General features: G+C 37.6%; 19 protein-coding genes and 1 other annotated feature. Of the genes, 13 read left to right on the top strand and 6 right to left on the bottom strand.

The window, feature by feature from the left end; all coding sequences use genetic code 11:
* Window positions 1-27 precede the first annotated feature (27 nt).
* On the top strand, window positions 28-1,272 hold the full coding sequence (locus HNP81_RS12480) for a M20 family metallo-hydrolase (protein WP_182502829.1): 1,245 nt from the start codon (window positions 28-30) through the stop codon (window positions 1,270-1,272).
* A gap of 259 nt (window positions 1,273-1,531) precedes the next feature.
* Here HNP81_RS12480 and HNP81_RS12475 read toward each other — a convergent pair whose 3' ends face one another.
* Window positions 1,532-2,065 carry a TlpA family protein disulfide reductase gene (locus tag HNP81_RS12475; RefSeq protein ID WP_246399333.1) on the bottom strand — a complete coding sequence of 178 codons (534 nt, stop codon included), beginning with the start codon at window positions 2,063-2,065 and terminating at the stop codon, window positions 1,532-1,534.
* A 235-nt stretch (window positions 2,066-2,300) separates the two neighbouring features.
* On the opposite strand from HNP81_RS12475, the gene HNP81_RS12470 reads away from it, so the two are divergent.
* From HNP81_RS12470 to HNP81_RS12435, 8 genes are all read left to right on the top strand, one after another.
* Window positions 2,301-2,900, top strand: a complete 600-nt coding sequence (locus HNP81_RS12470) for an exosporium leader peptide (protein ID WP_182502827.1) — start codon at window positions 2,301-2,303, stop codon at window positions 2,898-2,900.
* Window positions 2,901-3,256: 356 nt separating this feature from the next.
* Window positions 3,257-3,373 (top strand): YjcZ family sporulation protein, encoded by a 117-nt coding sequence (locus tag HNP81_RS12465; protein ID WP_082675207.1) that lies wholly within the window; start codon window positions 3,257-3,259, stop codon window positions 3,371-3,373.
* 322 nt (window positions 3,374-3,695) lie between these two features.
* Window positions 3,696-3,947, top strand: a binding site (T-box leader).
* Between the two features lie 79 nt (window positions 3,948-4,026).
* Complete coding sequence (locus HNP81_RS12460; protein WP_182502826.1) at window positions 4,027-5,388, top strand: amino acid permease; 1,362 nt, start codon at window positions 4,027-4,029, stop codon at window positions 5,386-5,388.
* Window positions 5,389-5,892: 504 nt separating this feature from the next.
* Window positions 5,893-6,363, top strand: a complete 471-nt coding sequence (locus tag HNP81_RS12455; RefSeq protein ID WP_182502825.1) for a DinB family protein — start codon at window positions 5,893-5,895, stop codon at window positions 6,361-6,363.
* 276 nt (window positions 6,364-6,639) lie between these two features.
* Window positions 6,640-7,209 carry a GNAT family N-acetyltransferase gene (locus HNP81_RS12450; RefSeq protein ID WP_028391630.1) on the top strand — a complete coding sequence of 190 codons (570 nt, stop codon included), beginning with the start codon at window positions 6,640-6,642 and terminating at the stop codon, window positions 7,207-7,209.
* Window positions 7,210-7,248: 39 nt separating this feature from the next.
* Window positions 7,249-7,464, top strand: a complete 216-nt coding sequence (locus HNP81_RS24645; protein WP_182502903.1) for a DinB/UmuC family translesion DNA polymerase — start codon at window positions 7,249-7,251, stop codon at window positions 7,462-7,464.
* Entirely contained in the window at window positions 7,440-7,586 is a 147-nt protein-coding gene (locus HNP81_RS12440; RefSeq protein ID WP_182502824.1) for a hypothetical protein, read from the top strand. Before HNP81_RS24645 ends, HNP81_RS12440 begins: the two co-directional genes overlap by 25 nt.
* Entirely contained in the window at window positions 7,583-7,915 is a 333-nt protein-coding gene (locus tag HNP81_RS12435; protein ID WP_182502823.1) for a YolD-like family protein, read from the top strand. The genes HNP81_RS12440 and HNP81_RS12435 overlap by 4 nt, the downstream gene beginning before the upstream one ends.
* A 213-nt stretch (window positions 7,916-8,128) precedes the next feature.
* Here HNP81_RS12435 and crcB (HNP81_RS12430) read toward each other — a convergent pair whose 3' ends face one another.
* Together crcB (HNP81_RS12430) and crcB (HNP81_RS12425) are read right to left on the bottom strand one after the other, a co-directional pair.
* The gene (gene crcB, locus HNP81_RS12430) at window positions 8,129-8,494 is read right to left on the bottom strand and encodes a fluoride efflux transporter CrcB (protein WP_028391628.1); all 366 of its coding nucleotides are present in this window, start codon (window positions 8,492-8,494) and stop codon (window positions 8,129-8,131) included.
* Window positions 8,491-8,880, bottom strand: coding sequence for a fluoride efflux transporter CrcB (crcB, locus tag HNP81_RS12425; RefSeq protein WP_312859676.1), 390 nt, complete (start codon window positions 8,878-8,880; stop codon window positions 8,491-8,493). The genes crcB (HNP81_RS12430) and crcB (HNP81_RS12425) overlap by 4 nt, the downstream gene beginning before the upstream one ends.
* 265 nt (window positions 8,881-9,145) lie before the next feature.
* Between crcB (HNP81_RS12425) and HNP81_RS12420 the strand changes: the two genes are divergently transcribed.
* Window positions 9,146-9,478: an iron-sulfur cluster biosynthesis family protein gene (locus HNP81_RS12420; RefSeq protein ID WP_028391626.1), complete on the top strand. Its 333-nt coding sequence runs from the start codon at window positions 9,146-9,148 to the stop codon at window positions 9,476-9,478.
* Window positions 9,479-9,579: 101 nt separating this feature from the next.
* On the opposite strand, the gene HNP81_RS12415 is transcribed toward HNP81_RS12420, so the two are convergent.
* Window positions 9,580-10,509 (bottom strand): alpha/beta hydrolase, encoded by a 930-nt coding sequence (locus HNP81_RS12415; protein WP_182502822.1) that lies wholly within the window; start codon window positions 10,507-10,509, stop codon window positions 9,580-9,582.
* A 127-nt stretch (window positions 10,510-10,636) separates the two neighbouring features.
* Between HNP81_RS12415 and HNP81_RS12410 the strand changes: the two genes are divergently transcribed.
* On the top strand, window positions 10,637-10,888 hold the full coding sequence (locus HNP81_RS12410; protein WP_028391624.1) for a YqkE family protein: 252 nt from the start codon (window positions 10,637-10,639) through the stop codon (window positions 10,886-10,888).
* Between the two features lie 96 nt (window positions 10,889-10,984).
* Here HNP81_RS12410 and HNP81_RS12405 read toward each other — a convergent pair whose 3' ends face one another.
* Both HNP81_RS12405 and mciZ read right to left on the bottom strand, forming a co-directional pair.
* On the bottom strand, window positions 10,985-11,905 hold the full coding sequence (locus tag HNP81_RS12405) for an aldo/keto reductase (protein WP_182502821.1): 921 nt from the start codon (window positions 11,903-11,905) through the stop codon (window positions 10,985-10,987).
* Between the two features lie 146 nt (window positions 11,906-12,051).
* Entirely contained in the window at window positions 12,052-12,213 is a 162-nt protein-coding gene (mciZ, locus tag HNP81_RS12400; protein ID WP_084552325.1) for a Z-ring formation inhibitor MciZ, read from the bottom strand.
* Window positions 12,214-12,403: 190 nt separating this feature from the next.
* Here mciZ and HNP81_RS12395 point away from each other — a divergent pair, with 190 nt between their 5' ends.
* Window positions 12,404-12,955 (top strand): NUDIX domain-containing protein, encoded by a 552-nt coding sequence (locus tag HNP81_RS12395; protein WP_182502820.1) that lies wholly within the window; start codon window positions 12,404-12,406, stop codon window positions 12,953-12,955.
* A complete protein-coding gene (locus HNP81_RS12390) occupies window positions 12,956-14,131 on the top strand; it encodes an endonuclease Q family protein (protein ID WP_182502819.1) in 1,176 nt (391 codons plus the stop codon).
* The last annotated feature ends 365 nt before the right edge of the window (window positions 14,132-14,496 follow it).

The raw sequence follows: 14,496 nt of genomic DNA, 5'->3' as shown, positions 1-14,496 counted from the left end.
TGAGATGGGGGGAGAATGTAAAACGTAATGCAAACTTTAACAATAAACAAAGACCGATTAGAGCAAAAAATAAAGGACCTCTCGCAAATCGGCAAAATTGCAGGTACAGGAGTGTGTCGGCTTACACTGTCAGACGAGGATAAACTAGCAGTTCTGACAGTGAAACTATGGATGGAAGAGGCTGGATTAACGGCAAGGATTGATCATTTCGGCAATCTAATTGGCCGATTAGAAGGAGAAAATCCAGAAGCGCCGATATTGATGCTAGGTTCACATATCGATTCACAGCCATATGGCGGAAGATTTGATGGTGTCATCGGAGTACTTGGTGCACTTGAAGTTGTTCAAACGATGAAAGAGCAAAACATCTTACCAAGCATGCCTATTGAAGTCGTAGCGTTTTCGGATGAAGAGGGATGCCGGTTTAATAAGGGGTTATTTGGGGTTAGAGGCATACTTGGAAAACTAGAAGACGGTGAATTAGAACGGACTGACAAAAACGGAATGACAAGAAAAGAGGCATTAATTAATTTTGGGTGTGACCCGACAAAGCTGAAAGAGTCGGAATATTCAGATCGTAGTATTGCTGCGTTTCTTGAGATGCATATTGAACAAGGACCTGTTCTTGAAGCACAGAATACTCCTGTGGGCATTGTTACGGGTATTTCAGGACCATTATGGTTAACGGTAGAATTAGAGGGCTTTGCCGGTCATGCCGGCTCAGTGCCGATGCTAATGAGAAAGGATGCTCTCGTTGGAGCAGCGAAAATTATTGTAGCGCTCAATGAGCTAGCTAGCGCAGACTCTTCGGCCCCTACAGTTGGTACAGTAGGAAGTATGAATATCTTTCCAGACTCACGCAACATTATCCCTGAAAAGGTGAGTTTTACAGTTGATTTAAGAGATATTGATATCAACCGTAGACATACAATTGAAAAGCAATTAAGAGCTAGAATAGCAGAAATCACGGAGGAGCATCAATTAGTTTGTAAAATCTCAGAAGACACCAATAGTGAGCCGCGCTACTGTTCCGAAAGAATTATGAATGTAATGAGGGAAGAAAGTGAGCAAATCGGCTTAAATCCAATTGAATTAATGAGCGGACCATTCCACGATTCCCTCGCTATGTCGTATGTTTGTGAATATGGAATGATCTTCGTTCGCTGCAAAGATGGGATCAGCCATAATCCAAAAGAGTTTTCCTCCATTGAGGATATTTCATTAGGAACGGAACTGTTGTACCGGACGACTATTAAGATGGCGAGTGAATAACTTTTAACTATAAATTGTCGATTGAATTGCTGCTTTCTTTACGAAAACTATGTACAATCAGAGGGTAAATTTTCGATCCGGAACTGAGATTTACAAGCCAGAATGAGTAATAATCGATCCGGAACCGAGATTTACAAGCCGAATCGTTTTATTGTGAGGAATAAATATGAAACACCTGCTTTCAGTGGTTTAATGATGACCCCAAAAAGCAGGTGTTTTTATCTTCCATACGAGTACTACACTACGGAAAAAAGATTTATCAGCTCGCCCCATGTGCCAAAATAGCCATTTTCTCTTCATCCATCGGACCAATCACCCTTTCTCTAATAATGCCCTCGCGATCGATAATATAGCTTGTTGGGATTGAAATCGTTTTGTACAGCTTTCCAACAGTATCCTTTTTGTCTAACAAAATCGGGAATGTTAATTGATAGTCTACAACAAAATCACTGACCGCTTTTTCATTTTTTTCTTGAGCAGTTAAATTTACTGACAACAGCGTAATATCGGAATTTCGACTTTTTTCATAAAAACTTTGCATTTCCGGCATTTCCGCTTTGCAGGGCGGACACCATGTCGCCCACAAGTTTAGTATCACGACTTTGCCTTTATGGTCCGAAAGTTTTACTTGCTTTCCTGATAATGTCGTTAATTCGAAATCCGGCGCAGGGCTGCCTATTTTAACAACAGGGCGTTCTTGTATGATTGTTGTTAACCCATTAGCACTGGTGTTTGAGCCTCCTGCTATTAACCAAACCCCTATAAATAGGATGGTATAACATAATTTCCTCATTAACATTCCCTCCTTTTTTACATCAACTTCTCTTAATTTTCCCTGAACACTTGCAAATATGAAAAGTAGTTGAATTACAAAAGAAAAAAAGTAATCTAGGGTGGAAATCTCAAAGACTAAGCAGAGGAGTCAGGTGGAGGTCTTGATTTAAATTGTTGAACAATGGACAAGCATACATGCAAAAAAAAGATAACCGAATAAATTATCTTATATGTAAATAATAGAGGTGATCTTTTTGAGTTCATGTAGAAGAGATTGTTCATGTAACCTTTGCAATCCATGTTTTATTCCAGGACCGCAAGGGCCTCCGGGACAACCAGGGGCTCCAGGACAACCAGGACCTGCGGGACAACCAGGACCAGGGGGAGCTTTAGCCTACGGTTCACTATACAATGTGTCGAACAATTTTATTAGGCTGTCTCCACCCTCTTTCCTTATACCAGGGCCGAAGGTTATTTTCGGTGGCACCCCTGGACCCTTATTGGGCACAACTCCTGTTGGTACTACCGATCTTCAGGTTTTGAGTGATGGCGTATATGAAATCAGTATGGACCTCACAGTCGCACTTCTTGCCCATAACGACGAGGTTTTTGGTTCGGCAGTGGCATTTGGCTTGTACATCAATGATACACTTGCAGTGCCTGGAAGTATTTTCTGGTCCTCAAATACAATTGGCAGTACTACATCCATAGGGTCCGAAACGCAAAACACAATAGGAAAAACAATACAGCAGCGATTAAATGCAAATGATAGACTAAGTATCATTCCTGAATTTGCACTTGGAGATGTAAAATATTTATATCCTTCGTTAGTGGTAACAAAAATCGCGAATTAACTCCTAAAAAATACCCCAAAGGAGAGCGAAAATCTGTCAAGTTTGTACTCCCTTGCTCTCCTAAGACAAACCAAATCCTTATTATGTCTAAAATATGCCACAATTTCATAAATTGGTGAGAATAGAGAACTCAATCTATTCCATAAAAATAGAGTAGTCGAAATGACTACCCAGTTTATGAAAGCTTTTTTGACTGGAGTCGGGGCGCTATACCCATTTCTATATTATGCTTTAATTTAGTAAATGAGCTTATCTTCATTCAAAATATAGGTAAAAACCCAACCACATCATTATTTTAAACATACAATAAATTAGCTCATGAAAGTACCTCCTTAAAAAAAAGGAGTTGTAAGTATATGTCAGGTTGTGGTGTTGATGGCGGCTGCGGATTTGGTGGAGGATTTGCCTTATTAATCGTATTGTTCATCCTCTTAATCATTATTGGAGCCAGCTTCTGCGGTGGATTTTTTTGATAGTAAATAACAAAAAGGATGGCCATTGATGGTCATCCTTTTTTATTTATAAGATTACAAAAGAACCATTAATTATAGATGAAACAAAGAATTCCTATTGGAGGGATTTTTTATTCTTACTGATGTTGTAAAATTCAAGTATGTTACTCCACTAAAGGGCCAGATTGTTGAATAACATTCTTAAAAGAACTTTACTAACATTTGTTGAAATATTTCCTTTAGCTTTTATATTTAAGTGGGTTATGAAGAAATTTCAAAAATTATATTGACAAAATATTTTTTTTCTGTAAAATGAAAAACAATTCAAAAATATTTGTATAGAACAAAGGCTATGAAAAGAAATAGTATCAATTATTTTTACGAACAGAAAGTAACCGGTTGATGAGAGGTGCATGTAAAACGATTGAGAATTCATCTTGGAGCTGTGTACCGAAAAGATCATTCTAAGTAGGCTACGCCGGTAAGCACCCGTAATCATGTGCGAGAGTATCGTCAAATGACCGTACTTCATAAGGTAAGTAATGTGAATTGCTTATAAATTAAAGGTGGTAACACGAGTTGAATCGTCCTTTTGGTTAATCCAAAAGGGCTTTTTTTTATTCCTTTTTTGAGCAAAGTATTTGAAAATCTAAACGTATTAGGAGTATGACATTATGAAAGACAATCATCAAGATTCACAGCTAAAGCGCGGATTAAGTACTCGTCACATGCAATTAATTGCACTTGGTGGATCCATTGGGGCCGGTTTATTTTATGGCTCTAGTTCAACAATTCAAATGGCTGGGCCATCTATTTTACTAGCTTATTTAATTGGCGGATTAGTTATTTTCACAATTATGCGTGCATTAGGCGAAATGGCAGTAGAGGAACCTGTATCAGGCTCGTTCAGTACGTACGCGAATAAATATTTAGGACGTTTTGCTGGGTTCTTATCTGGTTGGACGTATTGGTTCATGTGGATTGTCGTTGGCATGGCAGAATTAACAGTAGTCGGTGTATACATTAACTACTGGTTCCCTGATATTCCACAATGGGTAACTGCCCTTGTAGTACTTGTTATTATGACGCTTGTAAACTTAGCAAATGTAAAAGCTTACGGAGAATTCGAATTCTGGTTTGCAATGATTAAAGTTGTTGCGATTATCGGTATGATCGTTCTAGGATTAACCATTATTTTCTTCGGTGTTGGCAACCACGGTGAAGCAATTGGCTTCGATAATTTATGGGCACACGGTGGCTTCATGCCAAACGGTTTCCATGGTATTTTAATGTCACTAGTATTAGTTATGTTCTCATTCGGTGGGGTTGAATTAGTTGGTATATCTGCAGGAGAAGCAAAAAATCCTAGCAAGTCAATTCCTTCAGCTATTAACAGCATCGTTTGGCGTATTTTAATTTTCTACATTGGTGCATTAGGCGTTATGATGGTTATTTATCCTTGGAACGAAGTTGGTTCAGAAGGTAGTCCGTTCGTTCAAATTTTCGATTACGTCGGCATCCCTGCTGCGGCTCACATTATTAACTTTGTTGTAATTACAGCAGCAATGTCTGCATTTAATAGTGGTTTATACGGTTCAGGACGTATGCTACACAACTTATCGATACAAAAAAGTGGTCCAAAATATTTTAAAACAGTAAGCAAAAACGGTAGTCCGCGTAGAGGGATTTTATTTTCTTCAGCGGTTTTATTAATTGCGGTTGTCTTAAACTATGTAGTACCTGAAAAAGTGTTCATCTATATTTCTGCTGTTTCGACTGTTGCAGTCATTACAAGCTGGATGATTATTTTATTAGCACAATTGAAATTTAGAAAGTCAAAAACGAAAGAGGGAGTAGCCGAACTGAAATTCAAAATTCCGCTTTATCCACTTTCTACGTATATTGCCATTGCATTCTTATTAATGGTTATTGTGTTAATGGCGTTTATTCCAGATATGCGTGTTGCCCTATATGTCGCGCCAGTTTGGTTTTTAATCTTATTTGTTGGATACAAAGTAATAAATGTTAAAAAGTAGTTAAATCATTTCATTTAACTGATACTTCTTCAACGAAGGCATATGTTAAAAAGTCCTTTTGGTTAACTCGATTGGTTACATCTATCTCAAGATTAATAATTTTTATACACTAGTAAACGTTAATAACGTTCCCAAATGAAAGTTTGGAAAGAAGCCGAAATCCGAGAAATGCTGTTAAACCAACATTTCTTGGATTTCCCTTTGAATATTGCCTATACAGCTTTTTACGCAAATATATAAACATGGCTACGTTAGTACTTTTCAGAATTATTCAGAGTTTGTTATTTGAATAAAAACCTGTAAAATTGACGCTTTAAACCTACATTTTTTAATCGTTCCTATACTTCAATTACAGGGGCTTTAGTTGAAAACGATCTTCCACAAATCGGGCGCTTTTCTGTAAATAAGAAACAGCGCTATTTTCATTATATGGTCGCTTGGTTGAATAAGACAGTTTTAACAGATAAGATGAACGGAATATACATTCGCTGCAAGGAGGAACTCATGAATACATACTGTATTAATGCATTAAATCAAATCAAGATAGCATTAACAAAAACTGTCGAGATAATGGATACGTTAGATGAGACCGATTTAGATTATAGACCTACTCAAGATAAACATTCAATTGGTGAACTATTAGTGCACATAGCATCCATTTGTAAAGCGGATTTACTTATTGCAAACGGGGCAACACAGGATGAGATGAGTGCATTTTATTCTTCTGTTAAATATGGATCCTTAAGTGGGATAAAGACTGGTCTTTTAGACAATTTTCAAATACTCGAAGAAAGCTATTTGAACTATATAGAGGCAGAACTTCAGCAAGAAATTACTTCTTTTTGGGGTGTAACCTACTCAAGATATGAGTGGTTGTTAGAAATATTGGCACACATTTATCATCATAGAGGTCAATTACATGCTATACTTGTACACTGTTATGCAAAGGACCTCAAAGTATTAATGTTTGAATAGTTATCTAATCTAATAGGGGATTAGTATCCAGGAAGGAATTAACGTTCTTTCTATAGACTACTAAATTAAAGGGTAGCTCACTTTAATAACGATCTTCCACAATCCTGCGCGATTCTTCAATAAAGAAGATCGCTTTTTTTCATTATATTGCCAGATTGGTTGAAGAAAACTTGTCAGTTGAATTGGATATTTATGTTGAAATATAGATAAGATTGTGAATAACTGTTCTTAATAAGGTTAATTGAAGTACGGTTTGAATTGAGAAGGAGTTTTGGGGTGCTTAAAGTGGAGATAAGAAGGCCAAGAATTGAGGACATAAAAGAGTTAAATTCATTTTTTAGAATAGTGATTACTGATACGTTTATTAAAGAAGGTTTAGGCGAGAAGTTGAATGATATTAATGATGAAGTCGAAGTTAAGGAAAAATACTTAGAAAGTGATTTTGAAAGCAATGGTGAGAAACGATATTTTTTGATTGCTTTAGATGGGGATAAAATTATTGGTTCAATTGAATATGGCCCAGCAAGTGATCTCATATGTAATTGTACAAATAACACTTTCAGAGAGCTAAATGAGATAGGTACAGTATTTGTTCAGCCGGACTACCAGAGAATGGGGGTAGGGAATTTGCTATTGAATACAATGTATTTTACTTTACAGAGTAAAGGCATAGAAGAATTTTGTTTAGATAGTGGATATATTAGTGCACAAAAAATCTGGAAAAAGAAATTTGGAGACCCTAATTATTTGTTAAAGGATTATTGGGGCAAAGGATTCGATCATATGATTTGGAGGATCAAGATCAGATTGCTCTTAAACAACGGTTTTAGGGACATTTTTGATTAAACTTTTTTCGTGCGAGGAATTCTAAAGTGATGGGGGACCATCTCTGTAAGTTGTAGTGGTGCCAGTTTTGATTTTCCTACTGGTTTTCATAGAGAAAGAAAGCTTAATGAGCCAACCAATCATACAATGGAAATTTTTTATGCTGCATGGGAACTATTTTTAAAATTTTGGAATGATCAGCCGATCAGAAGAATTGGAATAAGCATAACAAACCTTGTGTCCGATGAGGTTTGGCAGAGGATAAAAGGAAGCTAGATTATACAATCGATGATCTAAAAAAACGATTTGGAATGACGGCTGTTATTCGTGCTGCATCCTTGAAGCCGGCAAGTCAAGTATTTGAGAGGTCGCAAAAAATAGGAGGTCATTATAAATGAGTGAGCATTTAAGAAGGGGAAATAAATTATGGGAATCTAGTCGAATGTTTTTACTCGAGCATAAACAAGCATTAATGAACAGGAAACTCAAGCAAAAAGAATTTCAACAACCATTTTTGGACCAGGACCACTATGAAAAACTTAACAGGATTATTATGGACTCTATTAAAAATGAACAATCTATTACGATAACATATTCTGATACGTATGAATCCCGTCAATTTTGGTGCTGGATTACGAAAATAAATCAACATGAAAACTGGCTGAAGTTCATGAATGAAGAGGATGTTCCAATTTTAAACTTAGAGAGGATTTTAGATGTGGAATGAATGTTTAGGTTAGAAAACGACGCGTTTTCGTTATAGAAATAAGCTTAACCAGAAGAGAAGACTAAAGATAAGGTAGGAGTATAAACGAAAAAGCCTGATATCAGAACAACTCCATTGATACAGGGGAAGATGATCAAGTAATCCTGCTTGGTAGATGGGTGAGAGTTTAGCCAGCTGCATTAGCTGGAATAGTGAAATTTAGATCGCTCGTTTCTAATTTAAGATCACTAGACCAGCCCATGCTGAAAGAGTACCTATAATAACAGAAGTGATCACATAAATGACAGCTAATTTTATGTGATTTGCTTGAATTAAAGTAATTGTTTCATGTCCAAAAGTAGAAAAAGTCGTATAGGCACCACAGAAACCGACACCGAAAAATGCAAAAACCAAGTCACTGATTTGATATGTCTGATGCAAACTAGTAAGAACTCCAAGTAAAAATGAACCTGTACAATTAATTAACCATGTACCTATTGGGAATGGATACACTCTTTGCGTTTTGTTCGTAATGAAACGACCTAATAAAAATCGAGTAGCAGCTCCTAATGAACCGCCTAGTCCAATTAACCAAATCATAGTAGCTCTCCTGTTTGTTGGTGTGATAATGCTAATTTTCGACCTATATAAGCGAATAGTAAGCCGAGTATTGTCGAAGCAAAAACATAAAGCAATGCAAGAAAAAATAGTCCTTCTTGGAATAAATGAATAGTCTCTACTGAAAAGGTAGAAAAGGTCGTAAACGAGCCGGTAAACCCTGTTCCAATCAACGAAGTAACTTCAGGTCTGATTGTTTTCTTTTGACCGATAAATGTTAGAAACCAGCCTAGGAATAGGCACCCAAATAAGTTTATGATGAATGTACCTATAGGAAAACCGTGTTGTGCAGGGAACCCTATACCTACCCCGTACCTACATACAGCACCGAAAAAACCGCCAATCAAAACTGCCAATAAATGCATCATAATCACCTTTCTCTATTCCTAAGGATTAGTAACTTGAGGAAATAATCAATTTAAGAGCAGAAATTCCCAATTATTCCTACCCACTATTGTAGTATTTTTAATTGTAAAGGAAAAGAACCTTACCAAGCTATAAGTAAATATGTGCGTTTCTATTTTACAAATCAAGACACCTGAGATTTGCTTACTGATTAATCGGCTTATAAGCAAAATAATTAACGCAATCGAAGAGATTCGGTATAATAGGGCACGATAAGGAGTGGAAAGTATGAAAATTGAATGGACAGAGACGGCTCAACAGAAAATAACGGAAATGCTTAATGGTCAGGAAGGCTATATGAAAATAAAGTATGATACAGAAGGCTGCGGCTGTGTGATGAGTGGTGTAACGGCATTATGGCTAGTGTCAGAAACTGAAGCAGATGACGTGCAGATTGACACGAATCTTATGCCTGTATATATAGAGCGTACTAAAGCCGTTTTCTTCGACGAAGTAATGAAAATTGATTTTGTACCGGAAGTGAATAGTTTTCAGCTAAAAAGCCCAAATGGTATGCTGAATCCGCGATTAAGCTTTCATAATAAAGTGAAACTCCCATAAATAGGGAAAATTACTATTTGTGGTTAATTGAACCAATCGAGATTACGCCTGTTAAACCGGGATAAAGCAGTATGAAAAAAAGCCGTTTTGCGGGTGAATTCCTACAAAGCGGTTTTTTCGTTATTAGCTAATACATATTTATCAAGAAAATCATCAATCACCTGCTCATACTCTTTGCGGTTTTCATTATAGCTTTGAGCATGTGCACCTTTAACCGCTAAATATAATTGCTTCGGCCCTTGTTTTTTTTCAAATAAATCAACAGTCATCGAAGCTGGTATGAACGAATCATTTTGACTATGAATGAACAGAACGGGTTTCTTAATATTATGTACAAAGTCAATTGGAGAGATTTCACTCGTCCAATAATGGTCGCGAAGCTTGATAAAAGCACGCCCAATTGGAAGTACTGTCCAGGCAGGCAAAGGGATTTCTTTTGTAATCTGATACTGTAACTGCTCGTCAAAATTAGAAAACGGACAATCGGCAATATAAAAATCAGCCCCATCATCAATCATTCCGGCATACAAAAGTAAAGTGGCCGCACCCATGGACTCACCATGAATACCGATTAGAAGATCATCACCTTTTTGTTTTTTTAACTCAGCAATTACCGCTTGTAAATCGAATTTTTCATAATGACCATAGCTACTCGTTTTACCGCCAGATTCTCCGTGTCGGCGATGGTCATAAATAACAGTATTAAAGCCACGTTCAAGAAATATCGAACTATATTTAATAGAGTTCACCTTATTTTCCGTTACGCCATGGCAAATAATTACCCATTTATTTGATTCATGTGGCTCTATAAAAATACATTTCAATCGATATCCTGATGGTGAATTGACCCAGCTTTCCATTTTCGGCAACCCCGCAAAATCTTGAGGATTTAAGCGTTTTGCTGTAATTTCACGATTTTTAATAAATTCAACTTCTTTTTTCTTCATAAACATCACTCGATTGGAAAAATAGATGCCGATTCCGATTATGTAAATTAGCACCCCGGCTAACGCAAAAAAAACTTTTTTCATCTTACATCCCTCGATTTCCATGAAATACTATCATTATATAGCTGGCAGAATCAGATGACAAATGAATCCTAACAATGAAGCAATCATGATATACTAATAGGTACGAATTTAGAGGAGGTTTTTAACGATGAAGAAAAAGCAAACGAAGCAACAACATCCAAAAAGAGAGAAAGACGATTCGTTAAAACTTGGCGATTTAATCGGCGGGGATATTATGGCTCAGCTTAAAAGCAAACAGAAAGAGCTAACAGAGGCTCAAGCGGCAGAAAAAGCAGCAGAAGAGGCGAAACAAAAAGAAGAACGAAGATTACGGGAGAAAAACAAGTCGTTTGAAGAACTGCTTGGTGAAAGTGATCTTAATTGGAAAAATTATAAATAAGTACGAAAGGGACAGACCTCGCACACTATGAACAGTTTAAAGCGGTACTTACGCTTAATTTGAGCTGGTATAGTTGCGAGGTCTGCACCTTCCTAGTTAATCACGATGGCTGTCGTAAATTCCTGCTTTCGTCAGTTGTTTTAGGAATAGAATTTCTTCTTCAGAAAGTGGCGTGCCACTAGCAGCACGGCAGTTTTCACGAAGTTGTTGTACGGAGCTTGCTCCTGGAATCACTGCCCCGACTTCTGGATGGGACAGAACATATTGTAATGCCGTTTCGTTCAGATTGCGTGGAGATAGTTTTTCTTTTATATGCGGCAGAATGAGTTCTAATTCTTTATAGCTATAATCTAAGTATCCGTTCTGTCTCATCTTTTCAGAAGCTTTCTCTAACATTTTTTCGCTCAGAAGTCCTTTGGCAACGGGGCCCCGGGCAATCAAGCTGATATTATTTTCAGAAAGAAGCGGTAGCCATTCTTCAGGTCTGCGATCAAGCAGGCTATACTGCATCATCACAGATTCGATGGTGGAATTCTTTGCAAATTCTTTAATAACATTCGGGCGAATAGAGGAAATGCCGTAAAAGCGGATGTACCCTTCTTTTTTTAATTCTTCGAAAGCGTCAATTGTTTCCTCGATATTATCTTCCATCGTGCCTCCGTGAAGCTGATAGAGATCGATATAGTCCGTCCCCAGACGATGTAGGCTATCTTTTACTGCTTTTTTTATATAATCTGCGGAAGGATCCCATCTCCAACTGTCATGACTCTCATTCCAGCGATTACCAACCTTTGTGGCAATCACCACATCAGCACGGATTGACTGAAGCGTCTTACCAACAATCTTTTCATTTTGACCAAAATGATATAAATCTGCCGTATCAAAGTAATTAATGCCTTCGTCAAGCGCAGCCATAATAATTTCTTTTGCATGGTTCTCATCTGTTCCTAACGACATACAGCCAAGACCAATCTTAGAAATTTGTAGGTCAGAATTCCCTAACTTTCTCTTTTCCAATGCTTTCACTCCTTATCATGACTGTTTCAATTGAAAATTTAATATAAATCAATTGTAATGGAGGAAGGCGACTAACTCAAAGAATTACCATTATCTGAATCGAAAGTTTTCGTTCGCTTTAAAATAATCAAGTAATAGAATGTCTTTCACTTAATACGAGTAGGCGTTGATTCTTTTTTCGGTGTGTGAATGTCGTTAATCCAATCACTGACAAATTCATATTTCACTTGAAATTCTTTAAGTTTTTGCTTAATTTCCCAACTCTTACCTGTAAGAACAATTGCTTTTTCCAAGATATACACCTTCATAAAAATCACTCCCCAGCATTAGAGGTTGTTCAAAAAGTCCGGTCAAAAGAGCTGTCAAATATCTTCATCTCTCCGATCCTCACGTATGAATTCAAACTCGTTGACTTTTTTGATCCAGCTTTTTGAACATGCATTATTATGGTAAAATATATGAACCAACATGCTAGAAGTAGAACAAGGAGGGGACAGAATGAAGAAATTTGAAGAAAGAACACTAACGTCACAGCCTATATTTAAAGGAAAAATCATCAGCCTACAGGTTGATGAAGTTGAATTGCCAGACGGGAATACGAGCAAGCGGGAAATTATTAAGCATCCAGGAGCGGTGGCTGTTATTGCCGTAACCGATGAAGGGAAGATTATTATGGTCGAGCAGTATCGCAAGGCCATGGAAAGAAGTCTTGTAGAAATTCCTGCGGGTAAGCTTGAACCAGGAGAGGATCCTGCTGCTTCTGCTGCACGGGAATTAGAAGAAGAAACTGGGTATGGATGTGCCGAAATGGAACATCTTACATCTTTTTACACATCACCTGGATTTGCTGACGAAATTGTACATATGTATGTGGCTCACGGTTTGCAAAAAATTGAACAGCCAGCCGAGACGGATGATGATGAATTTGTAGAACTAATGGAACTAACCTTAGAAGAAGCTATCCAGTATGAGTCAGAAGGAAGAATCAAAGATGCAAAAACGGCATATGCAGTTCAATATTTACAATTACAAAAAGCGATTGGCAAGTAAATGAATGAATATTATGCAGACCTGCATATTCACATCGGCCGGACATGGACCGGTAAAGCAGTTAAAATCACTGGTGCCAAGTCCTTAACATTATCTGAAGTGTTAATGGTATCAAGTGAACGTAAAGGGTTGGATATGATTGGTGTTATTGATTGTCATTCACCAGAGGTCATTGAAGAGATTACTGAGTTAATGAGGCAGGGAAGTGTAACTGAATTAGCAGGAGGCGGTTTGCGGTTTGGCAAAACGACCCTCATTCCTGGATCAGAAATCGAAGTGTACGATAGCTATTGTCAAGGTCCGGTGCATGTGTTAGCTTATTTTCCGACAATAGATAAGATGAAACTGTTCTCAAATTGGCTAGAACAACATGTAACTAATATTCAACTTAGCTCCCAACGTGTTTATTGCGACGGCAAAACGCTGCAGTTAAAAGTGAAAGAACTAAATGGTTTGTTCATTCCAGCCCATGTGTTCACCCCCTTTAAAAGCTTGTATGGAAAAGGAGTCACAGAAAGTCTAACGGAAGTATTTGACCCGTTACTTATTGACGCGATAGAGCTAGGATTAAGTTCGGATACAAGTATGGCCAAAGAAATAAATGAGCTGAACGATTATGTATTTATTACGAACTCTGATGCTCATTCACTCGGAAAAATTGCTAGGGAGTATCAAAAACTGGAATTAAAAGAACCGAGTTTCTCTGAGCTTAGAATGGCGCTTCAAGAAATCAATGGCAGAAGGGTTGTCACGAATTATGGACTAGACCCGAAGCTAGGCAAGTATCATAATACAGTTTGTGCGAAATGTTTTGCGCCCGCTGAGGCAAATACGAAAATATGTTTGAAATGCGGAGCTAAAGCAATCGTCAAAGGTGTTGCAATTCGGATTGATGAGTTAGCGAATATAAATAACATCCATAATGAACGCGAACGACCTCCATATATTCATCAAATTCCACTCGATTTCATTCCAGGACTTGGACCGAAAACAATGGACAAGCTTTTGGATTATTTCGGCTCGGAAATGAATATTTTGCATGAAACAACCTTTGAACAATTAAATCAAGTCGTTCCTGATAAAATCGCACGTTATATTGATATGGCACGTAAAGGTCAATTGGTGATTGAGACAGGTGGCGGTGGAAGATATGGCAAGGTGAAAGCTGAAGAGTGATTTCATTGAAGAATCATTCGCAATAAATTGAATGGTGGCTATGTTAAAGCACGTTGTTGATTTTGCCACTATGATGATTGGAGCGGAAGGCGTGAGACTTCTGGTGGAAAAGCGAGTCAAAGGGAGACTCCACAGGTGCATAGTGCCGAGGAGGCTCCCGGACCGCCCACAGTAAGCGATCGTCTCTCGTTGCAATCACAGGCAAGTTTAACAGTGAAAAACACTAAAACAAGGAACAAAGATTACGGCGATACTATATAACTGCAGAGAAAGAGGATGTCTTAAGAGAGTTTAACCCAACACTCATCACAGTTTATTTAAACTATGGGTTGTAGTTGCAGGGTCTGACCTTTCTTATGGGACAT

This window comes from Peribacillus huizhouensis (genome assembly GCF_014138605.1).
GTDB lineage: Bacteria > Bacillota > Bacilli > Bacillales > DSM-1321 > Peribacillus > Peribacillus huizhouensis.
This window is presented reverse-complemented; position numbering and strand designations above follow the sequence as displayed.

Bases quoted from the DNA above. Each gene is read 5' to 3' on its own strand.
- HNP81_RS12480 (WP_182502829.1), top strand. From the start codon at position 28: ATGCAAACTTTAACAATAAACAAAGACCGATTAGAGCAAAAAATAAAG.
- HNP81_RS12475 (WP_246399333.1), bottom strand. From the start codon at position 2,065: ATGAGGAAATTATGTTATACCATCCTATTTATAGGGGTTTGGTTAATA.
- HNP81_RS12465 (WP_082675207.1), top strand. From the start codon at position 3,257: ATGTCAGGTTGTGGTGTTGATGGCGGCTGCGGATTTGGTGGAGGATTT.
- HNP81_RS12460 (WP_182502826.1), top strand. From the start codon at position 4,027: ATGAAAGACAATCATCAAGATTCACAGCTAAAGCGCGGATTAAGTACT.
- HNP81_RS12455 (WP_182502825.1), top strand. From the start codon at position 5,893: ATGAATACATACTGTATTAATGCATTAAATCAAATCAAGATAGCATTA.
- HNP81_RS12435 (WP_182502823.1), top strand. From the start codon at position 7,583: ATGAGTGAGCATTTAAGAAGGGGAAATAAATTATGGGAATCTAGTCGA.
- crcB (WP_028391628.1), bottom strand. From the start codon at position 8,494: ATGATTTGGTTAATTGGACTAGGCGGTTCATTAGGAGCTGCTACTCGA.
- crcB (WP_312859676.1), bottom strand. From the start codon at position 8,880: ATGATGCATTTATTGGCAGTTTTGATTGGCGGTTTTTTCGGTGCTGTA.
- HNP81_RS12420 (WP_028391626.1), top strand. From the start codon at position 9,146: ATGAAAATTGAATGGACAGAGACGGCTCAACAGAAAATAACGGAAATG.
- HNP81_RS12415 (WP_182502822.1), bottom strand. From the start codon at position 10,509: ATGAAAAAAGTTTTTTTTGCGTTAGCCGGGGTGCTAATTTACATAATC.
- HNP81_RS12410 (WP_028391624.1), top strand. From the start codon at position 10,637: ATGAAGAAAAAGCAAACGAAGCAACAACATCCAAAAAGAGAGAAAGAC.
- mciZ (WP_084552325.1), bottom strand. From the start codon at position 12,213: ATGAAGGTGTATATCTTGGAAAAAGCAATTGTTCTTACAGGTAAGAGT.
- HNP81_RS12395 (WP_182502820.1), top strand. From the start codon at position 12,404: ATGAAGAAATTTGAAGAAAGAACACTAACGTCACAGCCTATATTTAAA.
- HNP81_RS12390 (WP_182502819.1), top strand. From the start codon at position 12,956: ATGAATGAATATTATGCAGACCTGCATATTCACATCGGCCGGACATGG.